The 23321-nt window shown below is 57.6% G+C and carries 23 protein-coding genes and 3 pseudogenes; 16 read left to right on the forward strand and 10 right to left on the reverse strand.

Annotation, left to right across the window (positions count from 1 at the left end):
- From AB4Z52_RS27055 to AB4Z52_RS27065, 3 genes are read right to left on the reverse strand one after another with little or no spacing between them, the layout of a single operon-like run.
- Nucleotides 1-1467, reverse strand: a complete 1467-nt coding sequence (locus tag AB4Z52_RS27055) for an FGGY family carbohydrate kinase (RefSeq protein WP_442220982.1) — start codon at nt 1465-1467, stop codon at nt 1-3.
- A 55-nt stretch (nt 1468-1522) separates the two neighbouring features.
- The gene (locus AB4Z52_RS27060; protein WP_442220983.1) at nt 1523-2479 is read right to left on the reverse strand and encodes a transketolase family protein; all 957 of its coding nucleotides are present in this window, start codon (nt 2477-2479) and stop codon (nt 1523-1525) included.
- Nucleotides 2479-3288: a transketolase gene (locus AB4Z52_RS27065; RefSeq protein WP_442220984.1), complete on the reverse strand. Its 810-nt coding sequence runs from the start codon at nt 3286-3288 to the stop codon at nt 2479-2481. Before AB4Z52_RS27065 ends, AB4Z52_RS27060 begins: the two co-directional genes overlap by 1 nt.
- Before the next feature lie 224 nt (nt 3289-3512).
- Here AB4Z52_RS27065 and AB4Z52_RS27070 point away from each other — a divergent pair, with 224 nt between their 5' ends.
- The 8 genes and pseudogenes from AB4Z52_RS27070 (at nt 3513) to AB4Z52_RS27105 (ending at nt 10537) form a co-directional block, all read left to right on the forward strand.
- Entirely contained in the window at nt 3513-4493 is a 981-nt protein-coding gene (locus AB4Z52_RS27070) for an ABC transporter permease (RefSeq protein ID WP_442220985.1), read from the forward strand.
- Between the two features lie 114 nt (nt 4494-4607).
- Entirely contained in the window at nt 4608-5537 is a 930-nt protein-coding gene (locus AB4Z52_RS27075; protein ID WP_442220986.1) for a sugar ABC transporter substrate-binding protein, read from the forward strand.
- Between the two features lie 22 nt (nt 5538-5559).
- The gene (locus AB4Z52_RS27080) at nt 5560-7038 is read left to right on the forward strand and encodes a sugar ABC transporter ATP-binding protein (RefSeq protein WP_442220987.1); all 1479 of its coding nucleotides are present in this window, start codon (nt 5560-5562) and stop codon (nt 7036-7038) included.
- Nucleotides 7039-7062: 24 nt separating this feature from the next.
- Entirely contained in the window at nt 7063-7851 is a 789-nt protein-coding gene (locus AB4Z52_RS27085; protein ID WP_442221009.1) for an SDR family oxidoreductase, read from the forward strand.
- Nucleotides 7851-8609, forward strand: coding sequence for a triose-phosphate isomerase (tpiA, locus tag AB4Z52_RS27090; RefSeq protein ID WP_442220988.1), 759 nt, complete (start codon nt 7851-7853; stop codon nt 8607-8609). Before AB4Z52_RS27085 ends, tpiA begins: the two co-directional genes overlap by 1 nt.
- A gap of 99 nt (nt 8610-8708) precedes the next feature.
- The gene (locus AB4Z52_RS27095) at nt 8709-9491 is read left to right on the forward strand and encodes a glucose 1-dehydrogenase (RefSeq protein WP_442220989.1); all 783 of its coding nucleotides are present in this window, start codon (nt 8709-8711) and stop codon (nt 9489-9491) included.
- 49 nt (nt 9492-9540) lie between these two features.
- Nucleotides 9541-9969: pseudogene (locus tag AB4Z52_RS27100) on the forward strand (amino acid ABC transporter ATP-binding protein); the annotation flags it as partial.
- A 154-nt stretch (nt 9970-10123) separates the two neighbouring features.
- Nucleotides 10124-10537 (forward strand): DUF3830 family protein, encoded by a 414-nt coding sequence (locus AB4Z52_RS27105; RefSeq protein WP_442221010.1) that lies wholly within the window; start codon nt 10124-10126, stop codon nt 10535-10537.
- Nucleotides 10538-11092: 555 nt separating this feature from the next.
- Here AB4Z52_RS27105 and AB4Z52_RS27110 read toward each other — a convergent pair.
- On the reverse strand, nt 11093-12115 hold the full coding sequence (locus AB4Z52_RS27110) for an LLM class flavin-dependent oxidoreductase (protein ID WP_442220990.1): 1023 nt from the start codon (nt 12113-12115) through the stop codon (nt 11093-11095).
- Between the two features lie 1268 nt (nt 12116-13383).
- Here AB4Z52_RS27110 and AB4Z52_RS27115 point away from each other — a divergent pair.
- Nucleotides 13384-13692, forward strand: a complete 309-nt coding sequence (locus AB4Z52_RS27115; RefSeq protein WP_442220991.1) for a hypothetical protein — start codon at nt 13384-13386, stop codon at nt 13690-13692.
- A 180-nt stretch (nt 13693-13872) separates the two neighbouring features.
- Here AB4Z52_RS27115 and AB4Z52_RS27120 read toward each other — a convergent pair whose 3' ends face one another.
- A complete protein-coding gene (locus AB4Z52_RS27120; RefSeq protein ID WP_442220992.1) occupies nt 13873-14334 on the reverse strand; it encodes a hypothetical protein in 462 nt (153 codons plus the stop codon).
- Nucleotides 14335-14707: 373 nt separating this feature from the next.
- The gene (locus AB4Z52_RS27125; RefSeq protein WP_442220993.1) at nt 14708-15610 is read right to left on the reverse strand and encodes a LysR family transcriptional regulator; all 903 of its coding nucleotides are present in this window, start codon (nt 15608-15610) and stop codon (nt 14708-14710) included.
- Nucleotides 15611-15711: 101 nt separating this feature from the next.
- Between AB4Z52_RS27125 and AB4Z52_RS27130 the strand changes: the two genes are divergently transcribed.
- The 4 genes from AB4Z52_RS27130 to AB4Z52_RS27145 all read left to right on the forward strand — a co-directional run bounded on the left by AB4Z52_RS27130 (nt 15712) and on the right by AB4Z52_RS27145 (nt 17817).
- Entirely contained in the window at nt 15712-16530 is an 819-nt protein-coding gene (locus AB4Z52_RS27130; protein ID WP_442220994.1) for an oxidoreductase, read from the forward strand.
- Between the two features lie 108 nt (nt 16531-16638).
- Entirely contained in the window at nt 16639-16974 is a 336-nt protein-coding gene (locus AB4Z52_RS27135) for a tautomerase family protein (protein WP_442220995.1), read from the forward strand.
- Between the two features lie 57 nt (nt 16975-17031).
- On the forward strand, nt 17032-17322 hold the full coding sequence (locus AB4Z52_RS27140) for a muconolactone Delta-isomerase family protein (RefSeq protein ID WP_442220996.1): 291 nt from the start codon (nt 17032-17034) through the stop codon (nt 17320-17322).
- A gap of 189 nt (nt 17323-17511) precedes the next feature.
- Nucleotides 17512-17817: a hypothetical protein gene (locus AB4Z52_RS27145; RefSeq protein ID WP_442221011.1), complete on the forward strand. Its 306-nt coding sequence runs from the start codon at nt 17512-17514 to the stop codon at nt 17815-17817.
- A gap of 12 nt (nt 17818-17829) precedes the next feature.
- Here the strand turns inward: AB4Z52_RS27145 and AB4Z52_RS27150 are convergent, their stop codons facing one another.
- Together AB4Z52_RS27150 and AB4Z52_RS27155 are read right to left on the reverse strand one after the other, a co-directional pair.
- Entirely contained in the window at nt 17830-18702 is an 873-nt protein-coding gene (locus AB4Z52_RS27150) for an NmrA family NAD(P)-binding protein (RefSeq protein WP_442220997.1), read from the reverse strand.
- 44 nt (nt 18703-18746) lie between these two features.
- Nucleotides 18747-19169, reverse strand: coding sequence for a DoxX family protein (locus AB4Z52_RS27155; protein WP_442220998.1), 423 nt, complete (start codon nt 19167-19169; stop codon nt 18747-18749).
- 117 nt (nt 19170-19286) lie between these two features.
- On the opposite strand from AB4Z52_RS27155, the gene AB4Z52_RS27160 reads away from it, so the two are divergent.
- Nucleotides 19287-20192 (forward strand): LysR family transcriptional regulator, encoded by a 906-nt coding sequence (locus AB4Z52_RS27160; protein ID WP_442220999.1) that lies wholly within the window; start codon nt 19287-19289, stop codon nt 20190-20192.
- Nucleotides 20193-20253: 61 nt separating this feature from the next.
- Nucleotides 20254-20552 (forward strand): annotated as a pseudogene (locus tag AB4Z52_RS27165) (DDE-type integrase/transposase/recombinase); the annotation flags it as partial.
- 294 nt (nt 20553-20846) lie between these two features.
- Here the strand turns inward: AB4Z52_RS27165 and AB4Z52_RS27170 are convergent.
- Both AB4Z52_RS27170 and AB4Z52_RS27175 read right to left on the reverse strand, forming a co-directional pair.
- Complete coding sequence (locus tag AB4Z52_RS27170; RefSeq protein WP_442221000.1) at nt 20847-21284, reverse strand: hypothetical protein; 438 nt, start codon at nt 21282-21284, stop codon at nt 20847-20849.
- Nucleotides 21285-22164: 880 nt separating this feature from the next.
- Nucleotides 22165-22949, reverse strand: a pseudogene (locus AB4Z52_RS27175) (oxidoreductase).
- On the opposite strand from AB4Z52_RS27175, the gene AB4Z52_RS27180 reads away from it, so the two are divergent.
- Nucleotides 22948-23304, forward strand: a complete 357-nt coding sequence (locus AB4Z52_RS27180; RefSeq protein WP_442221001.1) for a hypothetical protein — start codon at nt 22948-22950, stop codon at nt 23302-23304. The pseudogene AB4Z52_RS27175 and the gene AB4Z52_RS27180 sit on opposite strands and share 2 nt — an antisense overlap.
- Nucleotides 23305-23321 lie beyond the last annotated feature (17 nt).

Here is a 23321-nt window from a genome sequence, read left to right on the forward strand (position 1 = left end):
TTATTCACCAATAGCGGGCGGCGGTTCGAACGTCGAGCGTGCAATCGCATCATTCCATGTTTTAAGGCTCTCGCTGTTGTCACTAGCACGCGGCCGCAGCACGGTGGTTTCGCGCGGCAGGCGAGCCACAGTTTCGAGGTCCGCCCACATGCCAATTGACAGCCCGGCGAGGTAAGCAGCGCCGAGGGCAGATGCTTCGGGCGCGGCACATTGAATGACTGGGTGCCCAAGAACGTCAGCGACGCACTGCATTAGAAACGAGCTCTGACTGGGCCCGCCGTCAACATAAAGAGAACCGATGGCTCCTCCGGTCTGGGTTTGCATGGCAGAAAAGACGTCATTGACCTGAAATGCAATCGAGTCTGTTACTGCCCGCGCCATCTGTGCACGAGTCGTGTTGAAATTGATCTGCGAGAACAGTGCGCGAGCATCGCAATTCCAGTGAGGAGCGCCGAGGCCGACGAACGCGGGAACGAAACCGGGTCCGCCAGGCCCTGCTGTCGCGGCAAGCTCAACCAAAGCTGTGACATCTGGTAGCCCAAGCATGTCTGCCATCCAGGGTAGGCTGGCTGCAGAAACAAGTATGTTTCCTTCGAAGGCAAACGTCGGCGCCCCCGCAAGGCGCCAGGCGACCGTTGTCGTGATCCCATTGTCGGGGGCAATAAAGCTTGGCAGTGTCGTCATCACGGATGAGCCGGTACCAAATGTCACCTTCCCATCACCCGCATTGTAGGCGCCATGCCCGAAAAGAGCCGCATGACTGTCGCCAATGGCAGCGCAAATTGGTGTTCCGTCGGCCACGCCCGGAAGGCCAGCCGTCGTTCCGAATCGTCCTGAACTGTCGAGCACCTCCGGCAACACACCCTTGCTTACACCAAACAACTTGCAGAGGTCGTCACTCCAGCGCTGCGATCTCAAGTCGAACAATTGGCTTCGTGCTGCGTTTGAAGCGTCGCACACGTGCTGCTTGCCGCCGGACAGACGATGAATTAGCCAGCTGTCGATAGTGCCGATACGCACCGGTCGGCCAGTTGGGGTCCGGTCTAACAGCCATTTCACCTTCGACCCGGGAAACATCGGATCGATCGGAAGGCCGGTGGTCTTTTTCACCCATTCGGCGTGCCCAAGCTCGTTCAGTCTTCCGCAATCTGCGGCCGTGCGACGGCACTGCCAGCTGATGACCGGCCCCAAGGCGTCGCCGGTCTCACCGTCCCAGACGGTCACCGACTCACGTTGATTGGAGATGGCAACGGCTTCGATTTGTGTTTGGGGTGCGGCTTCAAGGCATCTGCTCACGGCCTCGCAAACAGACTGCCAGATCCGATTTGGGTCCTGCTCAACCCATCCAGATTGAGGGTAGCTGATGCCAACAGCTGCAGCCCCCCGCGAAATCAACCCGCCGGCTTCTGATACCAGGATGGCCTTTGAGTTGGTCGTACCCTGATCGATTGCCAAGATGGCGCGCATAAATCGTCTCCTCCACAAAGTGACCGGCGCGCTTTGGCAACGCCCCGGCGATAGCTCACTTCCGCTTGATCAAAGCCAGTGTAGCTTCGGCAATGGCGGTTGGAGCCATGCCGAACTCGTCGAGAAGGAACTCAGCCGAGCCGGTTGGAGCATAGATCCCAGGGACACCCAAACGTTTCATGGGCACTGGAGCGTTATCGACAATCACTTCTGCGACCGCAGAGCCAAGACCGCCGTAGATTGAATGCTCTTCAGCGGTGACGATCGCGCCGGTCTCGTTGGCCGCGGCAATGATCGCCTTCTCATCGATTGGCCGGACCGTCGCCATATTAAGCACCCGTGCACTGACACCCTGCTTAGCAAGGATTTCGGCGGCTCTCACCATGCGATGCGTCAGCGTGCCGTTTGCAATAAGTGTAACGTCGGAGCCGTCACGGAGGAGATTTGCACGGCCGACTTCGAAAACGTGATCCTCGAGGAGGAGATCAGGTACCCCCACGCGAGACAATCGAAGGAAGCAAGGGCCGGCATAGCTGGCCGCCCATTTGACGGCAGCGGCAGTTTCAATTCGGTCACATGGTGCAATGACAGGCAAATTCGGCAAGACGCGTGTCCAGGCGAAATCCTCGATGGAATGGTGTGTCGGACCAAGCTCGCCATACGCCATTCCTGACGAAATGCCGATCAGCTTAACGTTCGCGTTCGAGTAGGAAATATCGGCCTTGATCTGCTCGAGAGCACGGCCGGTCAAGAAGCAAGACGCACCGCATACGAACGGCACGCGCCCGCCATTGGCAAGTCCGGCCCCGACGCCAACCATGGTCTGTTCGGCGATACCGACATTGACCAGTCGATCGGGGAACCTGGATTTAAACCCACCCAGCTTTGATGAACCAACCGAGTCGTTGCAGACCGCAACGATTGTTCCATCCAATGCCGCCAGCGCCTCAAGGGTTGCCGCAAATGCATCGCGGCAGTCATAGAGATTGGTGTTCGAGTTGGGCGCGTCCATTACAGTGCCTCCGAAAGTTCTGCGACTGCCAGTTCGTATTGGTCTTTGTTCGGGACCTTATGATGCCAATCGACCCGGTCCTGCATGAACGAAATGCCCTGGCCCTTGTTGGTGTGCGCCACGATGCAATGTGGCCGCGAGCCACGGTGCTCGAGCGCGGGGACAATCTCCGCCATCTCGTTCCCGTTGATCTCGGTGACTTCCCAACCGAACGCTTCGAGCTTCGGCGTAAGCGGCGCAACGTTATTGGTGTCGGCCAGAGAGGCGCCTTGTTGAAAACGGTTGTGATCGATGATCAGGGTGAGGTTCGTCAAGTCGAATTGTGAGGCGGACATAATGGCCTCCCAATTTGACCCTTCCTGCATTTCACCGTCACCGGTCATGACGTAGGTATGATAGCCCGCCGAGGTGAGCTTGCCAGCTGTGGCGATGCCAACGGCGACGGGAAGACCATGGCCCAAGGGTCCGGTGTTCGTTTCAACGCCGGGCACCTTATTGCAGTTCGGATGGCCGTTGAGCCGCGAATGCGGCTGGAGGAACGTCGAGATTTCATCCTCTGGAAAGAACCCGCGCTTGGCCAAGGTCACGTAAAGAGCACACGCCGTGTGCCCCTTGGAAAGGATGAATCGATCCCGGTCGGCACGTTTTGGCTCATCAGGGTACACCTTCAATACCCTGAAGTAGAGGGCGGTGAGGATGTCGATGGCAGACATCTCACCCCCGATGTGACCTGCTCCTGCCTCATAAACCGCTTGCAAATCGCGTAAACGTATCTGACGCGCGATACGCTCCAATACCTTCGTCTGCATGATATTCCCTCAATGCATAAATATTCATTATTAGATATTTTTGCACAAACCGTCGTTTAGTCAAGCCACTATCTTTGTTTTGATTGTTGACGGCGCCTCCACAGGCTCTGCCAAAGCCATTGACAGGTCGTTTATGGATTGATAATGAATTTTCCAACAGATGTGAATATTTATGCGTTACCGGAAATAGCGACCACGGCCGAGCGTATAGGTGGGAGGAAACAATGTCCGCACTAGGCGTCAATCAGCAGGCTCAGCAGCCCAGGAGTTCGCTCGCATGGCTGAGTGGAGCCACGGGCCCTCTGATTGGGTTGCTGGCACTCTGCATCTTTCTGAGCTTTGCGACCGACAGATTCCTTTCAGTACGAAACACGTTGAACATTCTCGATCAGATTACCGTTTTGGGAATTATGTCTGTTGGAATGACCTTCGTCATTCTGATCGGTGGCATCGACCTGTCGGTCGGCTCAGTGCTTGCGTTGTCAATGATGATCATGGGCTGGGTAGCCAATATCGCGGGGTGGCCAATAGGCCTCGCAATCCCCTTGGCACTCCTGGTCTCAGCCCTGAGCGGCCTGGTGGTCGGCTTGCTCGTGACAAGTTTTCGCGTTCCGGCGTTCATTGCGACCCTCGCCATGATGTCGGTTGCACGCGGCGTGGCCAACATGATTACCGATGGACAGCAGATCGTGGGCTTTCCGGATTGGTTCACGATGCTTGCGATCGACCGTCATTTCGGAATTCTGACGGCAACCGTGTTCCTGATGTTGGCCATCGTCATCGTTGCCTGGCTCTTCCTGAAGTATCGCTCTGAAGGTCGTATGCTCTATGCGGTTGGCGGGAATCCTGAGGTGGCCCGTCTCGCAGGCATCAATGTGCCACTCGTGACGATCGGCGTCTATGTCCTGTGCGCCGTGTTGGCTGGCCTGGCGGGGGTCGTTCTTGCCGCACGTCTTGATGCCGTTCAGCCCTCAAGTGGCTTTGGCTACGAGCTCGATACCATAGCGGCTGTTGTGATCGGCGGAACCTCGCTGTCAGGGGGAGCCGGAGGCATCGGTGGAACCCTTATCGGGGTGCTGATCATCGGCGTCCTGCGTAACGGCCTGAACTTGCTCAATGTGTCACCATTCCTCCAGCAGGTCATCATTGGTGTCGTCATCGTGCTCGCAGTCGGTGTCGAGACGCTACGCCGCAAAAAGGGATGAGGTTGGCCCGAGGGCTGATCAGAGGAGAATTCCCCTGCCGTGTTCGGAGGGGATTGTGAGGGCCCAAGGGCGGAGGACGTTCCCGAGGGCAGTTTAAAATCTACGGAGGAACTAATGAAAATTTCCCGCATTCTGCTGGCTTCGGCTGCGGCCCTGGCTCTCTCTTTCGGCTCGGTACAGGCCAAGGAGGTCAAGAAGATCGGCCTCGCGGTCGCGAACCTTCAGGCAAACTTCTTCAACCAGATCAAGCAAGCCGTCGAGGCCGAAGCAAAGACGCGTGGCATCGAAGTTGTCACCGTCGACGCCAAGGGCGATGGCCCGACACAGGTCAACCAGATCCAAGACCTTCTTACGCAGGACATTGACGCACTTATCTACATCCCGGCCGGCGCTGCAGCTGCCTCCGTGCCCGTAAAGCTTGCCCACCAATCAGGCGTCCCGGTTATCAACGTGGACCGTAACGCCGATGGCGCTCCTGGCGACACCTTCCTGGCGACGGATTCCGTTGCATCGGCAAATGCTGTTTGCAAGCATATTATCGACAAGGCGGGCGGCAAGGGCAGCATGGTGATCATCCATGGCCAGAAAGGAACGACGCCCGAGGTCGATCGCACCAAGGGCTGCATGGACGTGGTAAAAGCCAATCCCGGCGTGAAGATCGTCTCCGAGCAATGGTCCAATCTTTGGAGCCAGGACGAAGGTTTCCAGATCATGCAGAACATGCTGCAGGCGAACCCGGATGTTTCCATCGTCTTTGCGCAGGCTGACGGTCTTGCGTTGGGCGCAGCGCAGGCAATCAAGGTCGGCAATCCCGCTCAGAAGATCCTGGTCGGCGGCTTCGACGGCGATACCGCCGCACTTGTGGCCCTCAAGGGCGGCGTGTTCGACGTGACAGCCACCCAGCAGACCCAGAAGATGGGCCGCACCGCCGTTGACATGGCAGTCAAGGTCGTTGGCGGCGAGAAGGTTCCGCCTGTCCAGTTGATGGATGCGACGCTCACCACGAAGGACAATGTTGAAGCCTTCATCGCCAACCACCCGTAAAGTCAACGAAAGGAGCGGTGCCATGACTGATCCGGTTCTCTCACTAAAGGGTATTTCCAAGCGCTATGGTCCCCTGGAAGTGCTCAAAAACGTCAGTCTCGACGTTTACCCGGGAGAGGTTGTCGCCCTGCTTGGCGAGAACGGCGCCGGCAAGTCGACCTTGTCGGGCATCATCGCCGGCTCACGTATGCCTTCGGAAGGTACCATGACATGGCAGGGGCAGCCTTATGCCCCTGCCTCCCCACGAGACGCGATCGATAGGGGTGTTGTCCTGATCCATCAGGAGCTTCAGCTGCTGCCGCAACTGACGATCGCGGAGAACGTCTTTATCGGGCGGTGGCCTATGAAGAACGGAATTGTCGACCGGGCGCAGATGGTCAGAAGAGCGCAGGAACAGCTGTCTCGTTTGAACCTTCATATTCCGGCGACAAGAAAGGTCGCGGGACTATCGACTGCCAACCAACAGCTCATCGAGATTGCCAAGGCATTGGCCCTGGACGCCAAGTTGCTGATCCTTGATGAGCCGACGGCCGCGCTCGGCGGGGCTGAGACCGAAGCGCTTTTCGAGCAGGTTCGAAAGCTGCGTTCCGAGGGCGTCGGTATCATCTATATCTCGCATCGAATGGAAGAGATCAAACGGATCACCGATCGCATCGTTGTGTTGCGCGACGGCGAGCGTGTCCAGGAATTCGCCGACAGCGCCACACCTGTTCGAACGATCGTCGAAAGCATGGTTGGCCGCTCGCTGGATAGACTGTTCCCCACGCTGCCGGTGCCCCAGGATCGTCCGATGCTTGAGGTCGAGGCGCTGACGTCAGCGGAGAATTCGTTCCGCAATGTGAGCTTTACCGTAAATGCGGGTGAAATCCTGGGCATTGCGGGCCTTGTCGGGGCAGGGCGTACGGAATTGGTCCGTGCAATCTCAGGGGCCGATCCGGTAAAATCTGGTGCCGTACGCCTTAATGGCGAAAAGTTGGTTTTGCGAAGTCCTGCCGATGCCATTGCCAGCGGCGTTGTCATGGTCCCTGAAGATCGAAAGATACAAGGGCTCGTCGTCAACCACCGGATTGGCGAGAACCTGGTCTACGCAAACCTGGATCGCTTCGGGCATCGCTGGATTACGCCGGCCATGAAGCGCGAGTTCGCGCAGAAAGCCATTTCGAAATTCGGTATAAAGGGACGCAGCGACCAACTCGCATCGGACCTTTCAGGCGGCAACCAGCAAAAGATCGTCATCGCCAAATGGCTCATGCGTGACCCCAAAGTTGTTGTCCTCGATGAGCCAACCCGCGGTATCGACGTTGGTGCGCGCGCGGGTATCTATGACATCATCGTCGGCCTTGCCAGGAGCGGGGTCGCCGTCATCGTGGTCAGCTCCGATCTGGAAGAGGTGCTCGGGGTCTCGAACCGCATTCTTGTGCTTGCTCAGGGCAATCAGGCCGGCATTCTGGATCGCGAACAGGCCAATGACGTCTCGGTCATGGAATTGGCTACAATCTGAAACGAAATGAAGAAAGGAAGAGCGATGCTCGACATCACTCTCAATGCTCCCAAGCTTTTCGATCTTTCCGGCCAGGTCGCATTCGTGACGGGCGCCGGTAGCGGCATTGGACAGCGGATCGCAATCGGTCTAGCGCAGTGCGGCGCCGACGTAGCGCTGCTTGATCGTCGCAATGATGACGGGCTGTCCAATACGGCAGAGTTTGTACGTCAGGCCGGACGCAGGTCCCTCCAGATCGCTGCAGACGTCACCACTAAGGCGTCGCTTGCTGAAGCGGTTGAGAGAACCGAAGCCGAACTCGGCCATCTCTCTCTTGCCGTCAACGCGGCCGGCATAGCGAACGCCAATCCCGCCGAAGACATGGAAGAAGAGCAGTATCAGACGTTGATGGACATCAACCTGAAAGGTGTGTTCCTGTCCTGCCAGGCGGAAGCTCGATCCATGCTCAAGCGCGGCAAGGGCTCTATCGTCAACATCGCGTCCATGTCAGGCGTCATCGTCAATCGCGGCCTGAACCAATGCCACTACAACGCCTCAAAAGCGGGCGTGATCCACATGTCGAAGTCGATGGCGATGGAATGGGTCGCGCGTGGTATTCGCGTCAACACGATTTCGCCCGGCTATACGGCCACTCCCATGAACACCAGGCCGGAGATGATCCACCAGACGAAGCAATTCGAAGAACAGACGCCGATGCAGCGCATGGCAAATGTGAATGAGATGGTCGGTCCTGCGGTATTTCTGCTGTCGGATGCGGCAAGTTTCGTGACCGGTGTCGACCTGCTGGTCGACGGCGGCTTCTGCTGCTGGTGATGGCGATGCCCCGCACATTGATTGCCGGAAATTGGAAGATGAATGGGTTGATCCCGGACCTGTCCGAGATCAAGACAATCGCGGATGCAGCCAATAGCGCCAGTGCTGAAGCTGTGATCTGCCCGCCAGCCATATTGATTGAGCGGTCCTCGTCAGTGGCCAGCGGTACGACGCTTCGAATTGGTGGCCAGGACTGCCATCCTGCAAGCTCTGGTGCACATACGGGCGATGTCTCGGCTGAGATGCTGGCCGCGGTGGGGGCGACATATGTCATCCTCGGTCATTCCGAGCGCCGATCGGATCATGGAGAAACGAGTGCGATGGTAGCGGCCAAAGCCGTCGCCGCCTACCGCGCCGGCCTCACGGCGATCATATGTGTCGGGGAAACTGAACAGGAGCGCGTGTGCGGAACCACGCTTTCTGTCGTGGAAGCCCAGCTTGCAGCCTCGCTGCCGGATGCTGCAAACGCCTCCAATACCGCCATAGCCTATGAACCCATATGGGCGATCGGAACGGGTCAGGTTCCGACAGATCAGGAAATTGCCGAGGTGCACGCCGCGATACGTGCAGTCCTCACAACAAAACTTCGAGAGGGGGCAAAGGAGATGCGCCTTCTCTACGGTGGCTCCGTAAAGCCATCCAACGCCAGATCGATATTCGCCATTCCCGGCGTCGATGGCGCGCTTGTTGGAGGGGCATCGCTCAAAGCCTCCGACTTCATATCGATCCTGTCTGCCGCGCCATTGCGCGAAACCTGAAACAGCAACTGGCTTTTCAAGTCGCATCTCGACGTTGAGTTGCCGCTCCAGCTTGCTCCTGCGCCTTTACGACCGAGAGAATTGAAAGGGAGAGCCCTAGTGCACCGCTTTGAAAACAAAACCGTCGTCATCACGGGCGCAAGCAGAGGCATCGGCGCCGCCATTGCGAAGCGGTTTGCGCAAGAGGGTGCGAACGTTCTTGTCTCGGCAAACGAGGATGCGGTGCATGCCGTCGCCGACGTGATCAAGAGTAGCGGTGGACGCGCGGCATCGTTCGTTGGCGATGTCACGGACAAAGCAAGCGTTGTCGCCCTTTTCGACGCTGCCGAGCGCGAATTCGGCTCCGTCGATGTTTCCGTACAGAACGCAGGCGTCATCACGATCTCAAAGGTTGAGGACTTGTCCGAGAACGACTGGGACAAGGTGATGGCGGTCAATACGAAGGGTGTGTTCCTGTGCGCACAGGAGGCGATCGCCCGAATGCGCAAGCACGGCCGTGGTGGACGCATCATCAACACAGCGTCAGGTCAGGCCCGAGACGGTTTTATCTACACCCCGCATTATGCTGCCTCCAAAATGGGCGTCGTGGGTATAACCCAGAGCCTTGCCAAAGAAGTTGCGACTGAGAACATCACGGTCAATGCATTCTGCCCGGGGATTATCGAGACCGACATGTGGGCCTACAATGATCAGGCCTGGGGAAAATTGTTGGGCAACTACGGTCCCGGCGAGCTTATGAAGGAATGGGTTGATGGCATTCCGATGAAGCGGGCAGGATCAGGTGACGATGTGGCAGGCCTCGTCACCTTCCTCGCCAGCGACGATGCGGCGTATATCACCGGTCAAACCGTCAATGTTGACGGCGGCCTTATCATGTCGTGAGCGCCGTCTTGTTGTTCGACAACAGCAAAATTGGGTCATGATGCGAAATGCCAAACAGGATGCCATCGGCCGTAGCGAAGCGGCGGCCCGGGCGAAAGCCATGGACCTTCTTGATCGCGTCGGGCTGACGGACCAGCCAAAAAAATATCCAAGCCAGCTCTCTGGAGGTCAACAGCAGCGCGTGGCCATAGCGCGGGCACTCGCTATGGATCCGCTCGCCATGCTGTTCGACGAACCGACATCAGCGCTCGATCCCGAGATGATTTCCGAAGTACTCGACGTGATGAGCGAACTGGCAAAGGAAGGTATGACAATGATGGTCGTCACCCATGAGACGGGATTTGCCCGCCGGGTGGCCACCCGCGTCATTTTCATCGATCAGGGGGAAATCGTCGAGGATCGTCCAAGTGAGGAGTTCTTCGCAGGAAAACACAATCCGCGAACCGAAGCTTTCCTTGGCAAAATCCTTCGGCACTGAAAGTCAGGCCTGTGAACAACCACGATTTTATCATCCTGAACGAAACGGAGACGCCATTCTCCAGCCGGAAATCAGGATGGCGAACGACTGTGAAAGCGGAGCGCTGTCGCGAAAAGCATCAACGAGCAACCAAACACACAACAAGAGTGACATCATGAAATTGAAAATTACCGCCGGGCCATTGACCTTCGACGGAGTTCTGGAGACAGAAAAGGCTCCAAAAACCTGTGAAGCATTCATCAAGCAGATGCCGTTCGACGGTAAAATCGTGCACGTCCGCTGGTCCGGCGAGGGCGTCTGGATCCCGCTCGGCGATCATGATTTCGGCGTTGGCTATGAGAACCATACAAGCCATCCCGCCCCCGGTCACATCATCCTTTATCCCGGCGGGATCAGTGAAACGGAAATCTTGCTTGCCTACGGAGGCGTCGATTTTTCGTCGAAAATGGGGCAACTGGCAGGCAACCACTTTATCACCATCACGTCCAATCTCGATAAACTCGCAGAAATTGGACGTCTCACCTTGTGGGAAGGCGCGCAATCAATTCGATTTGAGGCCGTAACCTAATAGGCGATAGCGCAGGGGCCGATCTGACTTAGAAGCGTGCCAGTCCCGTCTAGCCCTGCGGTTGGCGCGTTTCCTGCTTCCGGTTTCACTGAGACTTCCAAACGTTGGAGGAGGCCCGAATGTCTTTTGATTTTGAACTTGCAAAAAAGGCAGCTCAAGAGCTGCCCCCGTTGCAGAGGAACTCCAGTGCGCGCAGGAGGTCGCTTCTTCAACGACCCGAGCCTTCGCCGTCAATTCCCAAGTGAACCGGCTGTGTGGACCCGCTGTCTCGGTCGATCCGGCCCACCCGGAGTTCCAACATGTCGTTGCCGGTCTTCATGAACCGGTCTTTTGGAAACTGCGTCTATTCGGAATGTAGCCATGCTAGCCACGAAGTGGCCCGACGCCCTGTCAAAGACGCCACTAGGTTGCCGCGTCCTTTTTTTGCCGGTCGATGGGTCCCTCGATCGGAATTGCGGACACGTCAGCCAACGCAATTCTTGAGAAACGTGCGATGCGGCTTTCCCAGGAATTGCATCAAGGCAGACAGTGAGTGCCGTGAAACGGTGAACGGCTCTAACGCCAGCCGAGAGCCGGCGCGACATACTTCAGGATCGCCTCGATGACGTGCGCATTATAGTCGACGCCGAGCTGATTTGGGACGGTGAGTAGCAGCGTGTCTGCCTCCGCGATAGCTGCGTCGCCTTCGAGCTGTCTGACGAGTTCGTCTGGTTCGGCGGCATAGGAACGGCCGAAGATCGCCCGGGTCTCCTCGTCGATATAGCCGACTGAATCCTGCTCCTTGCCGCTGCGGCCGAAATAGGCGCGATCTCGATCGTCGACGAGGGCGAAGATGCTGCGGCTGACTGAAACGCGCGGCGTCCGACTGTGTCCGGCTTCCTTCCAGGCTTCTCGGTAAGCCCGGATCTGCGCGGCCTGCTGGACATGGAAGGGTTCTCCGGTCTCATCATTCTTCAACGTCGAGCTCTGCAGATTCATGCCGAGCTTGGCTGCCCAGACGGCAGTGGCGTTCGAACTAGCACCCCACCAGATGCGCTCACCTAGGCCCGCAGAATGAGGTTCGAGCCGGAGCAGCCCGGGTGGATTGGGAAACATCGGACGCGGATTGGGCTGTGCGAAACCATCACCCTTCAGGGCGTCCAGGAAGGCCTCGGCGTGCCGCCGGCCCATTTCGGCGTCGGTCATACCTTCCTGGGGCTGGTAGCCGAAATAACGCCAACCGTCGATCACCTGTTCAGGCGAGCCGCGGCTGATGCCGAGTTGCACGCGACCGCCGCTGATGAGATCGGCTGCGCCGGCGTCTTCCACCATGTAGAGCGGATTTTCGTAGCGCATGTCGATGACTGCGGTGCCGATCTCGATGCTCTTCGTCCTAGCCCCGACTGCGGCGAGAAGCGGGAAGGGAGAGGCGAGCTGTCGAGCGAAATGATGGACGCGGAAATAGGCCCCGTCGGCGCCGAGCTGTTCCGCAGCAACCGCAAGATCGATGGACTGCAGAAGAGCGTCGCCGGCCGATCGGGTCTGGGATTGAGGGGAGGGCGTCCAGTGGCCAAAGGAAAGGAAACCGATTTTCTTCATAGATGGTCTACCTCGACGCATGGCGTCCGTTGTGGGGATCAATCGGGAAGATGGGATATCGCATCAGGCATTAAAAGTCGCCGAAGTCGAACGCTTCGTTCACAGGTTCGCATTTGCCAACTGCCGGTCGTTCAATGCGTGCACATCTACGAGTTCATATTTCTTCTAAGCGAGATCAAGCAGGGTTTTGCCCGGTGAGGCAAGGGGCATCGCTTCGGCGCCGTTCTTCAACGAGAAAGCCTCTTGTCCGGGATAGACGCGACGATGCGCCGCTTCGTCGTGACACAAACCGATTCTCGAAGACAGCCGCCTTCTCGAGTGAGAAAATCGAATAAGCTTTAGTTAATTCAATACCTTGCCGTAGTTTCCTAAAAATATTTGCGAACTTCGAGTTACACTCGTCGCCATTGGCGGTGCTTTTTGCCTCGCAACGATGCCTTTCACATGCGCCGTTTCTAAGTGGCGCAAAGGTGTGTGCAGCGATTTCTCGCATCCCGACTGCCTTGTTAAGCATTGAGATAGAAGGAAGTCTCATAGATTCAATCTGTTGCAGAGATTTGTTAAAATCTCTTTGCCAACTTTGAGCTACGCTCGTTGCCATCTCGGGTGCTTTTTACATTGCAACGTTGCTTTTCACTTCTACACGCCCGTCAGCGAGGAAAACTCCGCCGGGCTGAAGACGATCGTAGCCACGTTCAACGCATACGAGCTACCAAAGGGGCTTTGCTTAGACATTCCGGCGTATTGCAAGAACTGGTCCCCGGGCGTTTGATCCAGAAGCTTCTGCGCCGCGCCATAGCCAGTTATACGCAAGTCGTCATATGGGGATCCCGATGGGGCTATCAATTGTTGGCCCACGCGGAGCGCTTCGGACATCGTCAGCGAGGCGTAGGGTGCAGGGAGACTGCTCATCTTTCCATGTAGACCGGTGGAATTGCACCACATCTTGATGCTAGATTGACTGTCAGCACAAGGCCATGATCTTCGTAACATGAGGCGTTGGCGTGGGGCTGCACGGATTTGGGCCTCTTCAGGTCCGGCTCCATTGCCTTTTCAGGTTCGAGGCAAATGGCGCGCGAAAGTTACAATGCGATGGTTGGAACGTCCGCTATGATGGTCACGCAGAAGCCGAAGCAATCGCCCAACCTTTGCAACGGCCGGCCACGTTGGCCATCGAAGTACTTAGACCGCCGATCGAAATTTCCTCGGTTGGCGGAATTTCACTTTGGCCGCGACCCGGATGGTCGCGATAGCGGATGGAGATTGAGATGAAGATCCTTACAGCTGCCGGAATTGCACTAAGTTTTGCCTGCGTTTCGGCGGCAAGTGCTGCGACCAACTATCAGACCTACAGCGGTGTGCCGGCTGATTCCAGTCCATCGCTCGTTTCGGCGTTCAATTCAGCCGAATTGTATTGTGAACCCGAGGCGACGCCATATCGTCGCGGATCATATCCGGTCGGCTTTGGACCCATCCTGGCGATGCGCAGCTGCCTTGCGCGCCACAATTTCATCGACCGCGGTGTCCATTCATACTTGCCGATAACCCTCGGGCTTGACCATTTCTTAGACCGGTGAATGACAAGGGAAGCTCGAAACTTTGATCAGCTGGCCAGCCCCCCAGATACCTAAGTGGCGGGCGGACCGACGACATCTTGTCGTGACGATCACGAGCAATTGCACGAACTGACCGCGCGGCTTTTGTACGGCCGACACTGTACCGCCGCTCCTGATTCCGGGGTATGCGGCAGGCCGCATTTAATTGCTCGCATCGCCGCGAGGTGCAGTTTTGAACACGTGACCAGGAGATATCGGGTCGCTTCCCGGCATGGTCTCTTCGAGTGCCTCCTGGAGATAGTCGTCCTGCTCCTTCCACTCGCGCAGTGCGGCGTCTTTCGAGTCCGGGTCTAGGACTGCGGCCCCGGGGGCTGATTCGTGGACGTGGCCTTGCTGAGCGGCGCGGTGGGCGTCATCCGGCCGGTCCGGATCCGGAACGTCGCCGAGCCGATGCCTGATTGCCAGTGCAAGAATGGTTTCAAGTGTATGGCGATCCCTCACGTTCTTATCACTTAAGGCCAACACTGCGGCGCGGACGAGCCTCTTGCTCGTCGTCTTTGGACATCGCGTGCGTATGAAGTCGTAAAGCTCTTGGCCTTCGAGGCCCCTATAGGCCCCGTCGACAAGCGCGGTATAGACTTTCCTCCGGTATTTTTTACTCATGGTCTGCTCCGATCTCGTTGTGTTGGGAGCGTATCCTCATTTGTAGTACAGAGCCGCTGTTCTGAAGAAACGGATCGCTCCTTCTGTGTGCAAGATTCCTTACCCTGAAAAAGTTCAGGAGCTGAGATTGGCTGGCTTCGTCGATGTCGGCTAGCGCGACGTTTTCGATCAAGGCGATCTCTTGGGACATCTTGCTTAGCGCCGCCTCTTGATCTGCCGGGGTCTTCGGTTGTTCACCTCGTTCATCTAATAAACAAGCTCCAGGATCGGCAGATCGGCTTTCATTCCATCTCGGAGAACATAGATGCGAATTCCGCCGGCGGTCGGATGATCATCCCCTGGATACATTCAGGCGACGCGGCGCCGCGTGCCTTCAGTCACGCAGCGCCGCCTCAGCCAGGAACTCCACGAAGTCCAAGACGAGACCGGAGCTTTCCTGCTCCCGCCAAAAGATATGCACGTTCAAATTCGGGAGCCCCTCGATCGGCACATAGACGATGCCATCGTGCCTCTCTCTCAACACGTAATCGGCGCCGAGCATCAGCCCGCCACTATCCTTGACGATGCGCAGCCCGATCTGCGCTTGCGTGGTCTCATAAACGAAATTTGGCTCAACCTTGTCGCGTTGAAAGCTCGCCAGAACAGCGTCATAAAGCGGCTCGTTAACATTGCGGGAAAAGATTACCAGGTTTTCGTCTACGAGATCTGTCAGATGAACAACCGTGGCCTGAGCCAGCCGGTGAGTGCGCGGCGCGGCCAATAGCCATCGCCCGTCGAGGACAAACCGGGTCGAAACTCTCGCCGCCTGATCTTCGTTCGCCAACAGCACGCCCATGCCAATGTCGATCTGGTGGGTGATCAGGGCCTTGATTTGCTGCGTTGATACCATCTCCTTGCGGCTGATCTTGACGTTGGGATAGAGCTTCTGCAGTTCCGTCAACGCCGGCACTATAAAGGGCAGATCGGTGTATTCGACCATAGCGATCGTGATCCGCTGTTCGTTTTGAAACGCGGTGCGGCGCGTGACCTCAACCATCGTTTCCATCTGGGCCAAGACCTCGATCGCCTGCGCCTGAAAGACCTCGCCTGCCGCCGTCAGTACGACGCCTCTCCGATCACGGATCAGAAGCTGCACACCCAGAATGGCTTCCAGCGCCGCGATCTGCTGGCTTAACGCTGGCTGCGTCACCGCGAGCTTTGCTGCCGCACGCCCGAAATGCAATTCGTCGGCGACGCCGACAAAATAGCGCAGGTGCTTGACGTCGATGGGGCTCATTAGTTTTTCTAATCACAGGGCCGGTGATAGTCAATTGGACCGCGAGCGTGGACAATCGTAGGTCTTTTTGCACGAGATGAACAACGCCGAGGAGCTAAAGCATGTCCAATTGGTTGGTAACTGGAATTTCACGCGGCTTCGGAAAGCAGTTGTCGGAAGAACTTCTGAAGAATGGACACCATGTTGCTGGCACGACACGCAACGGCCTCAGCGATCTTCGTCACGCAAATCTGACCGTATTCAAGCTCGACGTGACGAACCCGGAGGATGTGCACGCAGCCGTCCTTGATATCATCGAGACCGTCGGGCCGATCGATGTTGTTGTCAACAATGCCGGCTTTGGCATGGTCGGAGCGGTCGAGGAGGTCTCACCGGATGAAGCGCGACATGTGCTCGCAACGAACGTCTTCGGAACGCTGAACGTCATCCAGGCGGTTCTTCCCTCCCTCAGAGACCAGCGTTCCGGCCTGATCATCAACTTCTCGTCGGTTGGCGGTATGGCGGGGTCAGCGGGGTTCGGCATTTACAATGCGACCAAGTTTGCCGTCGAAGGCATGTCGGAAGCGCTTGCTCTGGAGGTAAAACCTTTCGGCATTGGCGTGATGATCGTCGAGCCTGGCTACTTCCGGACCGAATTCCTGTCGTCGCAATCCATGTCAAAAGCCGAGCGCGTGATCGAGGACTACGCGCCGACCGCCGGCGTGACACGCGCGAACGTCGGCAGCCGCGATGGTAGCCAGCCCGGCGATCCGGCAAAGGCCGTGCGGGTGATCATCGCAGCGGCGGAATCCGGGGCCCCGCCATTGCGCCTGCCGCTGGGCGCCGATGCCTTTGCCAGAATTGATGAAAAGATCGCGAAAGTGCAATCCGACATGGCAGCGTGGCGCGAGTGGGCCACCGCAACCTCGTTCGAACCCTGAGGCTTTCCTGCCTTTTGCCTCGTGAGAGGACATACGTAGTCATCGTGGCAGGTGCAATCCCGCTCCTCCAACGCCCCACTGCGTGCCAAATGCCCGAAAGGAAAAAGCATGCCCTTCGTAAACGTGAAATTGGTTGATGGGGTCTTCACCAGCACCCAGAAACATGCGCTGGCAAAGGCCCTAACGGACGTCATGGTCAAGTTCGAGGGCTCCGAGGCGTTTCGCCAGGTGACCTGGGTGTTAATCGAGGAGCTTCACTCCGACGGCTGGCACATCGGCGGAGAGCCGTTCGCCGGACCGCCGTCCCTGATGGGTACGCTCGGTCGGTCGAAGGACATCTTCGAAATGATCGATGGGACGCCGACGACCAGAGACGAGTTCGCCGCCGCCCTGCCGCCCGTTAATGCCTCCGAGCAGGCGGGCAAGCTCCACGCCCACAAATAGAGCCGATCACGTCCGAAGCTAAACTTGCCTTCGAAGCAACACACAAGGAACAATCAAATGCAGTACATCGTGATAACCCGCCGGCGCAGCGAAAAATTCCCGGAATCCGATTACAGCCCCGAGAGACTCGCGGCCGAAACCGCCGCCGTTCGCAAGCTCTATGGCGACGGCATCGTGCGCCACATCTGGCACCGTGGCGATGTGGGGGGTGCATGCCTCCTGCTCGAAGTCGAAACCGAAGACGGCGTAAAGTCTGCCCTGCACAGGCTGCCGTTGTTTGGTTTGGGCATGCAAGAGGCGGTCTCCATTGTGCCACTGGTGCCCTACCGCGGCTTCGCAGCCGAATAGCGCTTCTTCGGCCACCTGAACAGGATGATCCCGCTTCCCACCCGAAGACGTCGAACATAAAGTTCCTTCATGGTGATCGCCTTGCCGATAGTAATCTCTGCCGTCGCATTTGGATGTCAGTTCTTACTTTAGAGCTCCTATCAAGCGGCCTGCCTCCAGCTGTGACGGCATTGGGGAAGCCGTCCGGAGATGCCCGCCCTGCTGGCGTTTGCCTATAGCGTTGGCACGGGAGACAGCAATGTCGGCGGACCAACACTGCCGGGCATCACTATTCCGACCGCGACCCGTCGGGCAGCCATCGATCGGATGATCGTCAATCGTGTCCGCGGCCGCGATAGGTACCGATTTGCTGATGGTGATGCCCTTAGTTGCAAGGGCATCACGAAGTTCGAACAAGGTACCGTCTCGACCTTCCTCAAGCCACGCCATGATCGTGTTGAGCGCTTCCCGCGACGCGTCCGACGCAGAAGCGGGCGGTCTCCGTCTCATGCCTGATACGTGCCGGACTTACGCCTTGGCGGCGTTCTGTGCAGCCTCGAATACATCGCGTGCGGACGTCGTACCCGCTACGTGCTCCGTACCCTCGACGCCGAGTTCCATCCATCCTGCATTCACGGCCTCAAACATTTCTTCGGCAGCTCCGGTGTGGCCCTTCGGGATACCGAATTGCTCGAACGCTTCCGCCCACCCTGCACGCGGGACAGCAAAGGCTTTCACGGCGAGATTCAGAACTTCTCCCAATTGCTCCGCGACCTCATCCGCGCTGACCATCGAACCAAGCTCGACGACGCGCCGCCCTGACCACGCTGGCCCGATCAAAAGTGCTGCGACCTCAGCGCCGATGTCGTTCGTCGCGACCATGGTCGACTTCCGGTTTGTCGGATTGTAATAGACCGGTAGGGTTCCGCCCTGGGCGACCTGCAACCCGTAAAGGAAGTTTTCGAAGAATCCGCCTGCGCGCACAAACGTGACCGGAGATGTCAGGTCGCGAAAACCTTGCTCCAGAAGCGACAGCGCCGTGATTATCCCGAGCCCGCTGGTTTTGTTCGCACCCATCGACGAGAGCGCTACCACTCGCGGCGGCGCTGTCTTGGTGAGCGCCGCGACATAGTTCGTAATCACGCCCTTTGCTTCTTTGTAGTCAGGCGAGGGCGCCCATACAGCCGGCAGCATAACAAACGCACCTTCAACGCCATCGAGCGCCTGCTCGATGGCTGCCGAGTCAATCCAATCGCCGTCTACCAGTTCCACGCCCTGGTCCGCCCAATTAGCCGCCTTTTCCCGATTGCGGACGAGCGCGCGTACTTTCTTGCCTTGTGCCAACAGATGTTCTGCTGTTGCACCACCCACTTTTCCGGTAATTCCCATCACTAAAAACATGCGTATTCTCCTGATTTTGGGGACAGAGCACTGCCCCTGTTGGTTCAATGGATGAGCGGTAGAATGGCCCGGATACGGGGATCGCGCAGATAGAGGCCGCCCCATGTCAGCACGCCCAGAAGCAGGGAAATGATTTCCGGCGGCGACCCCAACTCACCGACGCGGACATGGGCGCAGATCGCACCTCCCAGAAAGCCCGTCACCAGGATCGCGCCGAGGACGGCGGTGGTCGGAATGGCGTAAAGGATGGCGCAGGCGAGTATGATCGGACCCACGATACGCGTCAGGTTCATCGCGAACCCGGTTTCCTGCAACATGCTCGCGATCTGTGCCGGTGCGAAAAGCTGGATAGTGCCGTCTGCCACCAGAGCGATAACGACAAATGCGCTCATTATCCGGCCGGCCCACAGGGCGCGATTTAAGGTCATAGTTTTAGGCACCTGATGCTGGTTTATAGTTTCGGACATTTGTCGTTCTCCGATGGCGTCATTCAATTTCGAAGCTACTGTGTCTCTGGGATATGATAAACAGCGACAAGAGGAACGTACTGTTCTCTCTGTGGTCAACAATACCGAGACACGAAAATGCAGAAGCTCGAACCCATCCTCATATTCGTAACGGTCGCGGAAATGGGGAGCTTCACCCGCGCGGCCGAAAGCCTGGGCATACAAAAGGGGAGGGCCTCAACGGCGGTCCGGAAGCTGGAAGAAGATCTCGGTGTTAGGCTCCTGCACCGGACGACCCGCAGCGTGCAGCTGACGGAGGACGGACGCGCATTTCATGCCCGTGCCCGCGATCTGCTTGCTGAAGTCGATGACTTACATTCAATGTTCGCAGGCGATCGCGTCGCACTCCGCGGGCGTTTACGGGTCGATCTTCCCACCGAGGTGGCGCGCACAACGATTGTGCCCGCCTTGCCGGATTTCATGGCGACTTATCCTGGGTTGGAGCTGGAGGTGTCGAGTACAGATCGCCAAGTTGATCTGGTTCAAGAGGGGTTTGACTGCGTATTGCGACTTGGTCCCATCGGGGACGAGACGCTGATTGCCCGCCCACTGGGCTTGTTGCGCATGGTCAACGCTGCCAGTCCTGCCTATCTGGCGCGCTATGGCGTCCCTCGATCGCTGGAAGATCTCCAGCGTCAAGAACATCGGACAGTTCATTTTTCGACGATGCTGGGCACAAGACCCCATGGATGGGAATATCCGGACGGCGACAGCTACGCGACGCTTCAGTTGCCAGGTGCGTTGCACGTCAACAGCGCCCAGACCTACGACGCCGCTGCCCTCGCGGGCCTTGGCCTGATTCAGGCGCCACTCTTGGGGATTGGCCAATACTTGGAGAGTGGAGCGCTTGTCGAGATCATGCCCGATTTTCGTCGCCGGGCGATCGCAGTGTCCCTCGTCGTCGCACATCGGAGCAATCTGTCGCGTCGAGTCCGCGCATTCATGAAATGGATCGAAAATGTGCTGACGCCGTATCTGGAATAGCGAGACGAACATCTTCGTCCGGCCCTCGAAATCAATAGTCTGAAGTTATGTCTGCGGGTCGGCGGACGGCAGACAATTTCGGCTGTTGAATGTTCTGAACGATTCGAACCGAGAGGGATTGGGCATCGAAGTCGAATTCTCGATGCTCGCCGAGCGTGTCATCCGTAGCCTCAACCAGATCATCGAATGGGGGGCAAACCCTTCGCCGTCCGTGTCGACAACCGCCCGGAATATGTCAGCGCCAAGCTGATGGAATGGGCTGAGAACCAGGGCATTGCCTTAAATCACATCCAACCCGGCAAGCCGCAACAGAATGCCTATGCCGAGCGCTACAACCGCACCGTCCGGCATGAATGGCTTGCTATTTCGCGGACAACCTTATTCCGAAACTGGGCTGGCCTAAGATTTCTTCGCTGCCGATGGAATAAGCAGACACTTCGGTTGTCTACCCCCGTGCAACAAGAAGGAAGAACCTATGGCGAAACGGTCCTACCCCAAATCAGCCGCCTCAGTTTGATAGGATCAGGCCCAGCCGAATTTCTGCACCCCATCGCGGATGAAGTAAGATCCCAGGTGAGATCCTCTTTGTAAGCGCGTCCCGCAATGCTCCCAAAGATAACGAGCTACGAGATTGTCATCCTGAGCAGACGGAGGCTAGAGCGTAGCAATGTAAACCGCATAGGCGACGATTAGTCCGAAGCCAAGCATTGCCAGCATGTCCTTGGAATGCTTGCTGAGCAAGGCAGGGGGGCGCCTCGGAGCTGCTGAGAGAGGCACGACGACGTAGGTCATGACAAAGAAGATCGCGATGCCGTAAGCCAACCCACCCATCATCCACATGCTCGCGAGAAGCGGAATCCAAAGGCTGGCGACTGCGTAGATCGCCGCGATAAAGATGCCCATGGCAACCTGGAGAAAAAATCCGAGATATGGTGCGTCCGCCCCCGTCATTGCGCCGTGACCGAGGATGCCGCTCGCGACGATGCGCAGGATCCGCTTTGGATCAACCCTGTTTATTGCCGCAGCCGCACCGATATCCAGAATTCCGGCGACTGCTCCGCCGATTATAACGGCCATTGTGAGTGATTGCATGACGAAGCTCCTCTGCAGACAGTACGGTTGGCCGATTCAGGAGACTCTACAACAGTTATTGCCCTGATCGGTGACCCGTTTTCGATCCTTGATTAACTCTGAGAACGAACCCTCATTGCGAACTGTGCATCCGGATTACAATTGCGCTCGCGGAACTTTCGGCCGGGCTTAACCGAGAGATGACCCTGGGGCCCTCTCGCCTTCGAATGAAAGTCAGGCCCCAGGTCCGACAAATGAGCAGTGCTCAGGATCAACATTTCATGGACTTCGGCGCTCATCGGATGTCTCCGCTTGTTGTTCGTTCCGGCACTCGGCCGGCACAGTCAGGGTATGTAGCGATGGTCACCTCGAAAATCGTGGGGGCAGCACAAATATGCGCGCATGCAAAATGAAGACGCTCCATAGATTCAATAGGTTGCCTGAATTAGCTGAAACGTTTCTCTCACCGCATCAGACATTGAGGCAATCCAAAGGGGCATTTGAGTTCAAAACAACACGGATTTTGCACTGTCCTTGTTCCGGCCCCCATCTGTGCTTCTTCACCATTCACTTGACGGCCAGGGAGTGAGCTGCAGATTTGGCAGGGGTGGTAGCGATGCGCATACCGACGCGATGGCCAACCTCTTCCATCTTCAACAGAAATCGGACGAGCACTGCTGAACATTGTAAAGTGCGAAACGCCACCATGGCCACCTGGCGTGAAATAACGGTGTCGATCGCTATGTGAATTGCGCACATCCTCACCATTCTCTGCACAGCGAAAGTCAAGGCGACGCTCCCTGTTCGATCGATCCGGCAGCCCGACAGATCCGGCAGGCACGAAGACATGACCGCCGCCGCCCTATTCAGTACGCCGAAGCCCTCGGTTGGCCCGTCCGCGCTACTCGGAGCGCCCTGCGATCAGGTCAAGGTCGGCGAGATCGTCGATCGACAATCGCACGTCGGCCGCAGCGAGATTCTGGCGAAGATGGGTGCGGGAAGACGTTTCCGAGATCAGCGGGATGTTAGGGACCTTTGCAGGAGATAGGCAAGGGCGACCTGCATGGGTGTCGCTTCCACCCGTTCCGCAACGCTGGAAACGGCAGCCAATTGCACAGGCGAGAGTTGGCCGAGCGGGAAGAAGGGCACGTAGGCCGTGCCGTGCGCGGCAAGTTGATCGATCAGTGCATCGTCGTCGCGGTGGGCGACGTTGTACATGTTCTGGACACGGACGACATCGACAATCTTTCTGGCCTCGGCAACCTGCTTGACCGTGACGTTCGACAGACCGATATGCTTGATGAGACCCTGGCGCTGAAGGTCGGCCAACACCGTGAGCGGCTCCTCAAGCGAGCCTTCGGCCGGGCCGAAGGCGTCTAACATGGCTCGCATGGTTACCACCTCCAACACATTTTGCCCAAGGTTCCTGAGGTTGTCGTGTACGGCGGATGTCAGGTCGTCTCGTGACGACGCCTTGTCCCAGGATCCCGCCACACCCCTCGTGGCGCCAATCTAGATGGCGATGAGCACGTCGTTATAGGGTCGGAGCGCTTCCTTGATGATCTGGTTCGTTACGTGCGGGCCATAGTTGTCGCTCGTGTCGATATGGTTGACACCACTCTCGACGGCTTCGCGGAGCAAGAGGATGGCTTCCGCCCGATCCCTGGGAGGACCGAACGCGTTCATGGTGCAAAAGCGAGTCCATCGACAGACTTCAGACGCGTTGTCCGATCTGAAACGAGGGTGGAACAGTTGGATCGATTTCGCGGTCCAACGGCCGATGCTGTTCCGGCTCGTCGCGGAGCACATGCGCGCCGACGCCAGCACCACTCAGGAAGACTTCGTCATGATGCGTAGGGCCGTCGAGCGCCTCGCGGACGGAGGACGATTGACAACCAACATCGATACGGCGGCCCGCGCGATCTGGGCCGGGTCGAACGGCGTGCTCGTCCTGTTTACGCGAGGGGATGATCCTGCCCTGATCGAGCCAACCAACGTGCTTGTGTTCGAGGCATTGATAACGCGATTGTTGAAAGATTGAAGGGCTGTGCGGCTGAA

The sequence above is a fragment of the Rhizobium sp. 2YAF20 genome (assembly GCF_052114685.1).
GTDB lineage: Bacteria > Pseudomonadota > Alphaproteobacteria > Rhizobiales > Rhizobiaceae > Rhizobium.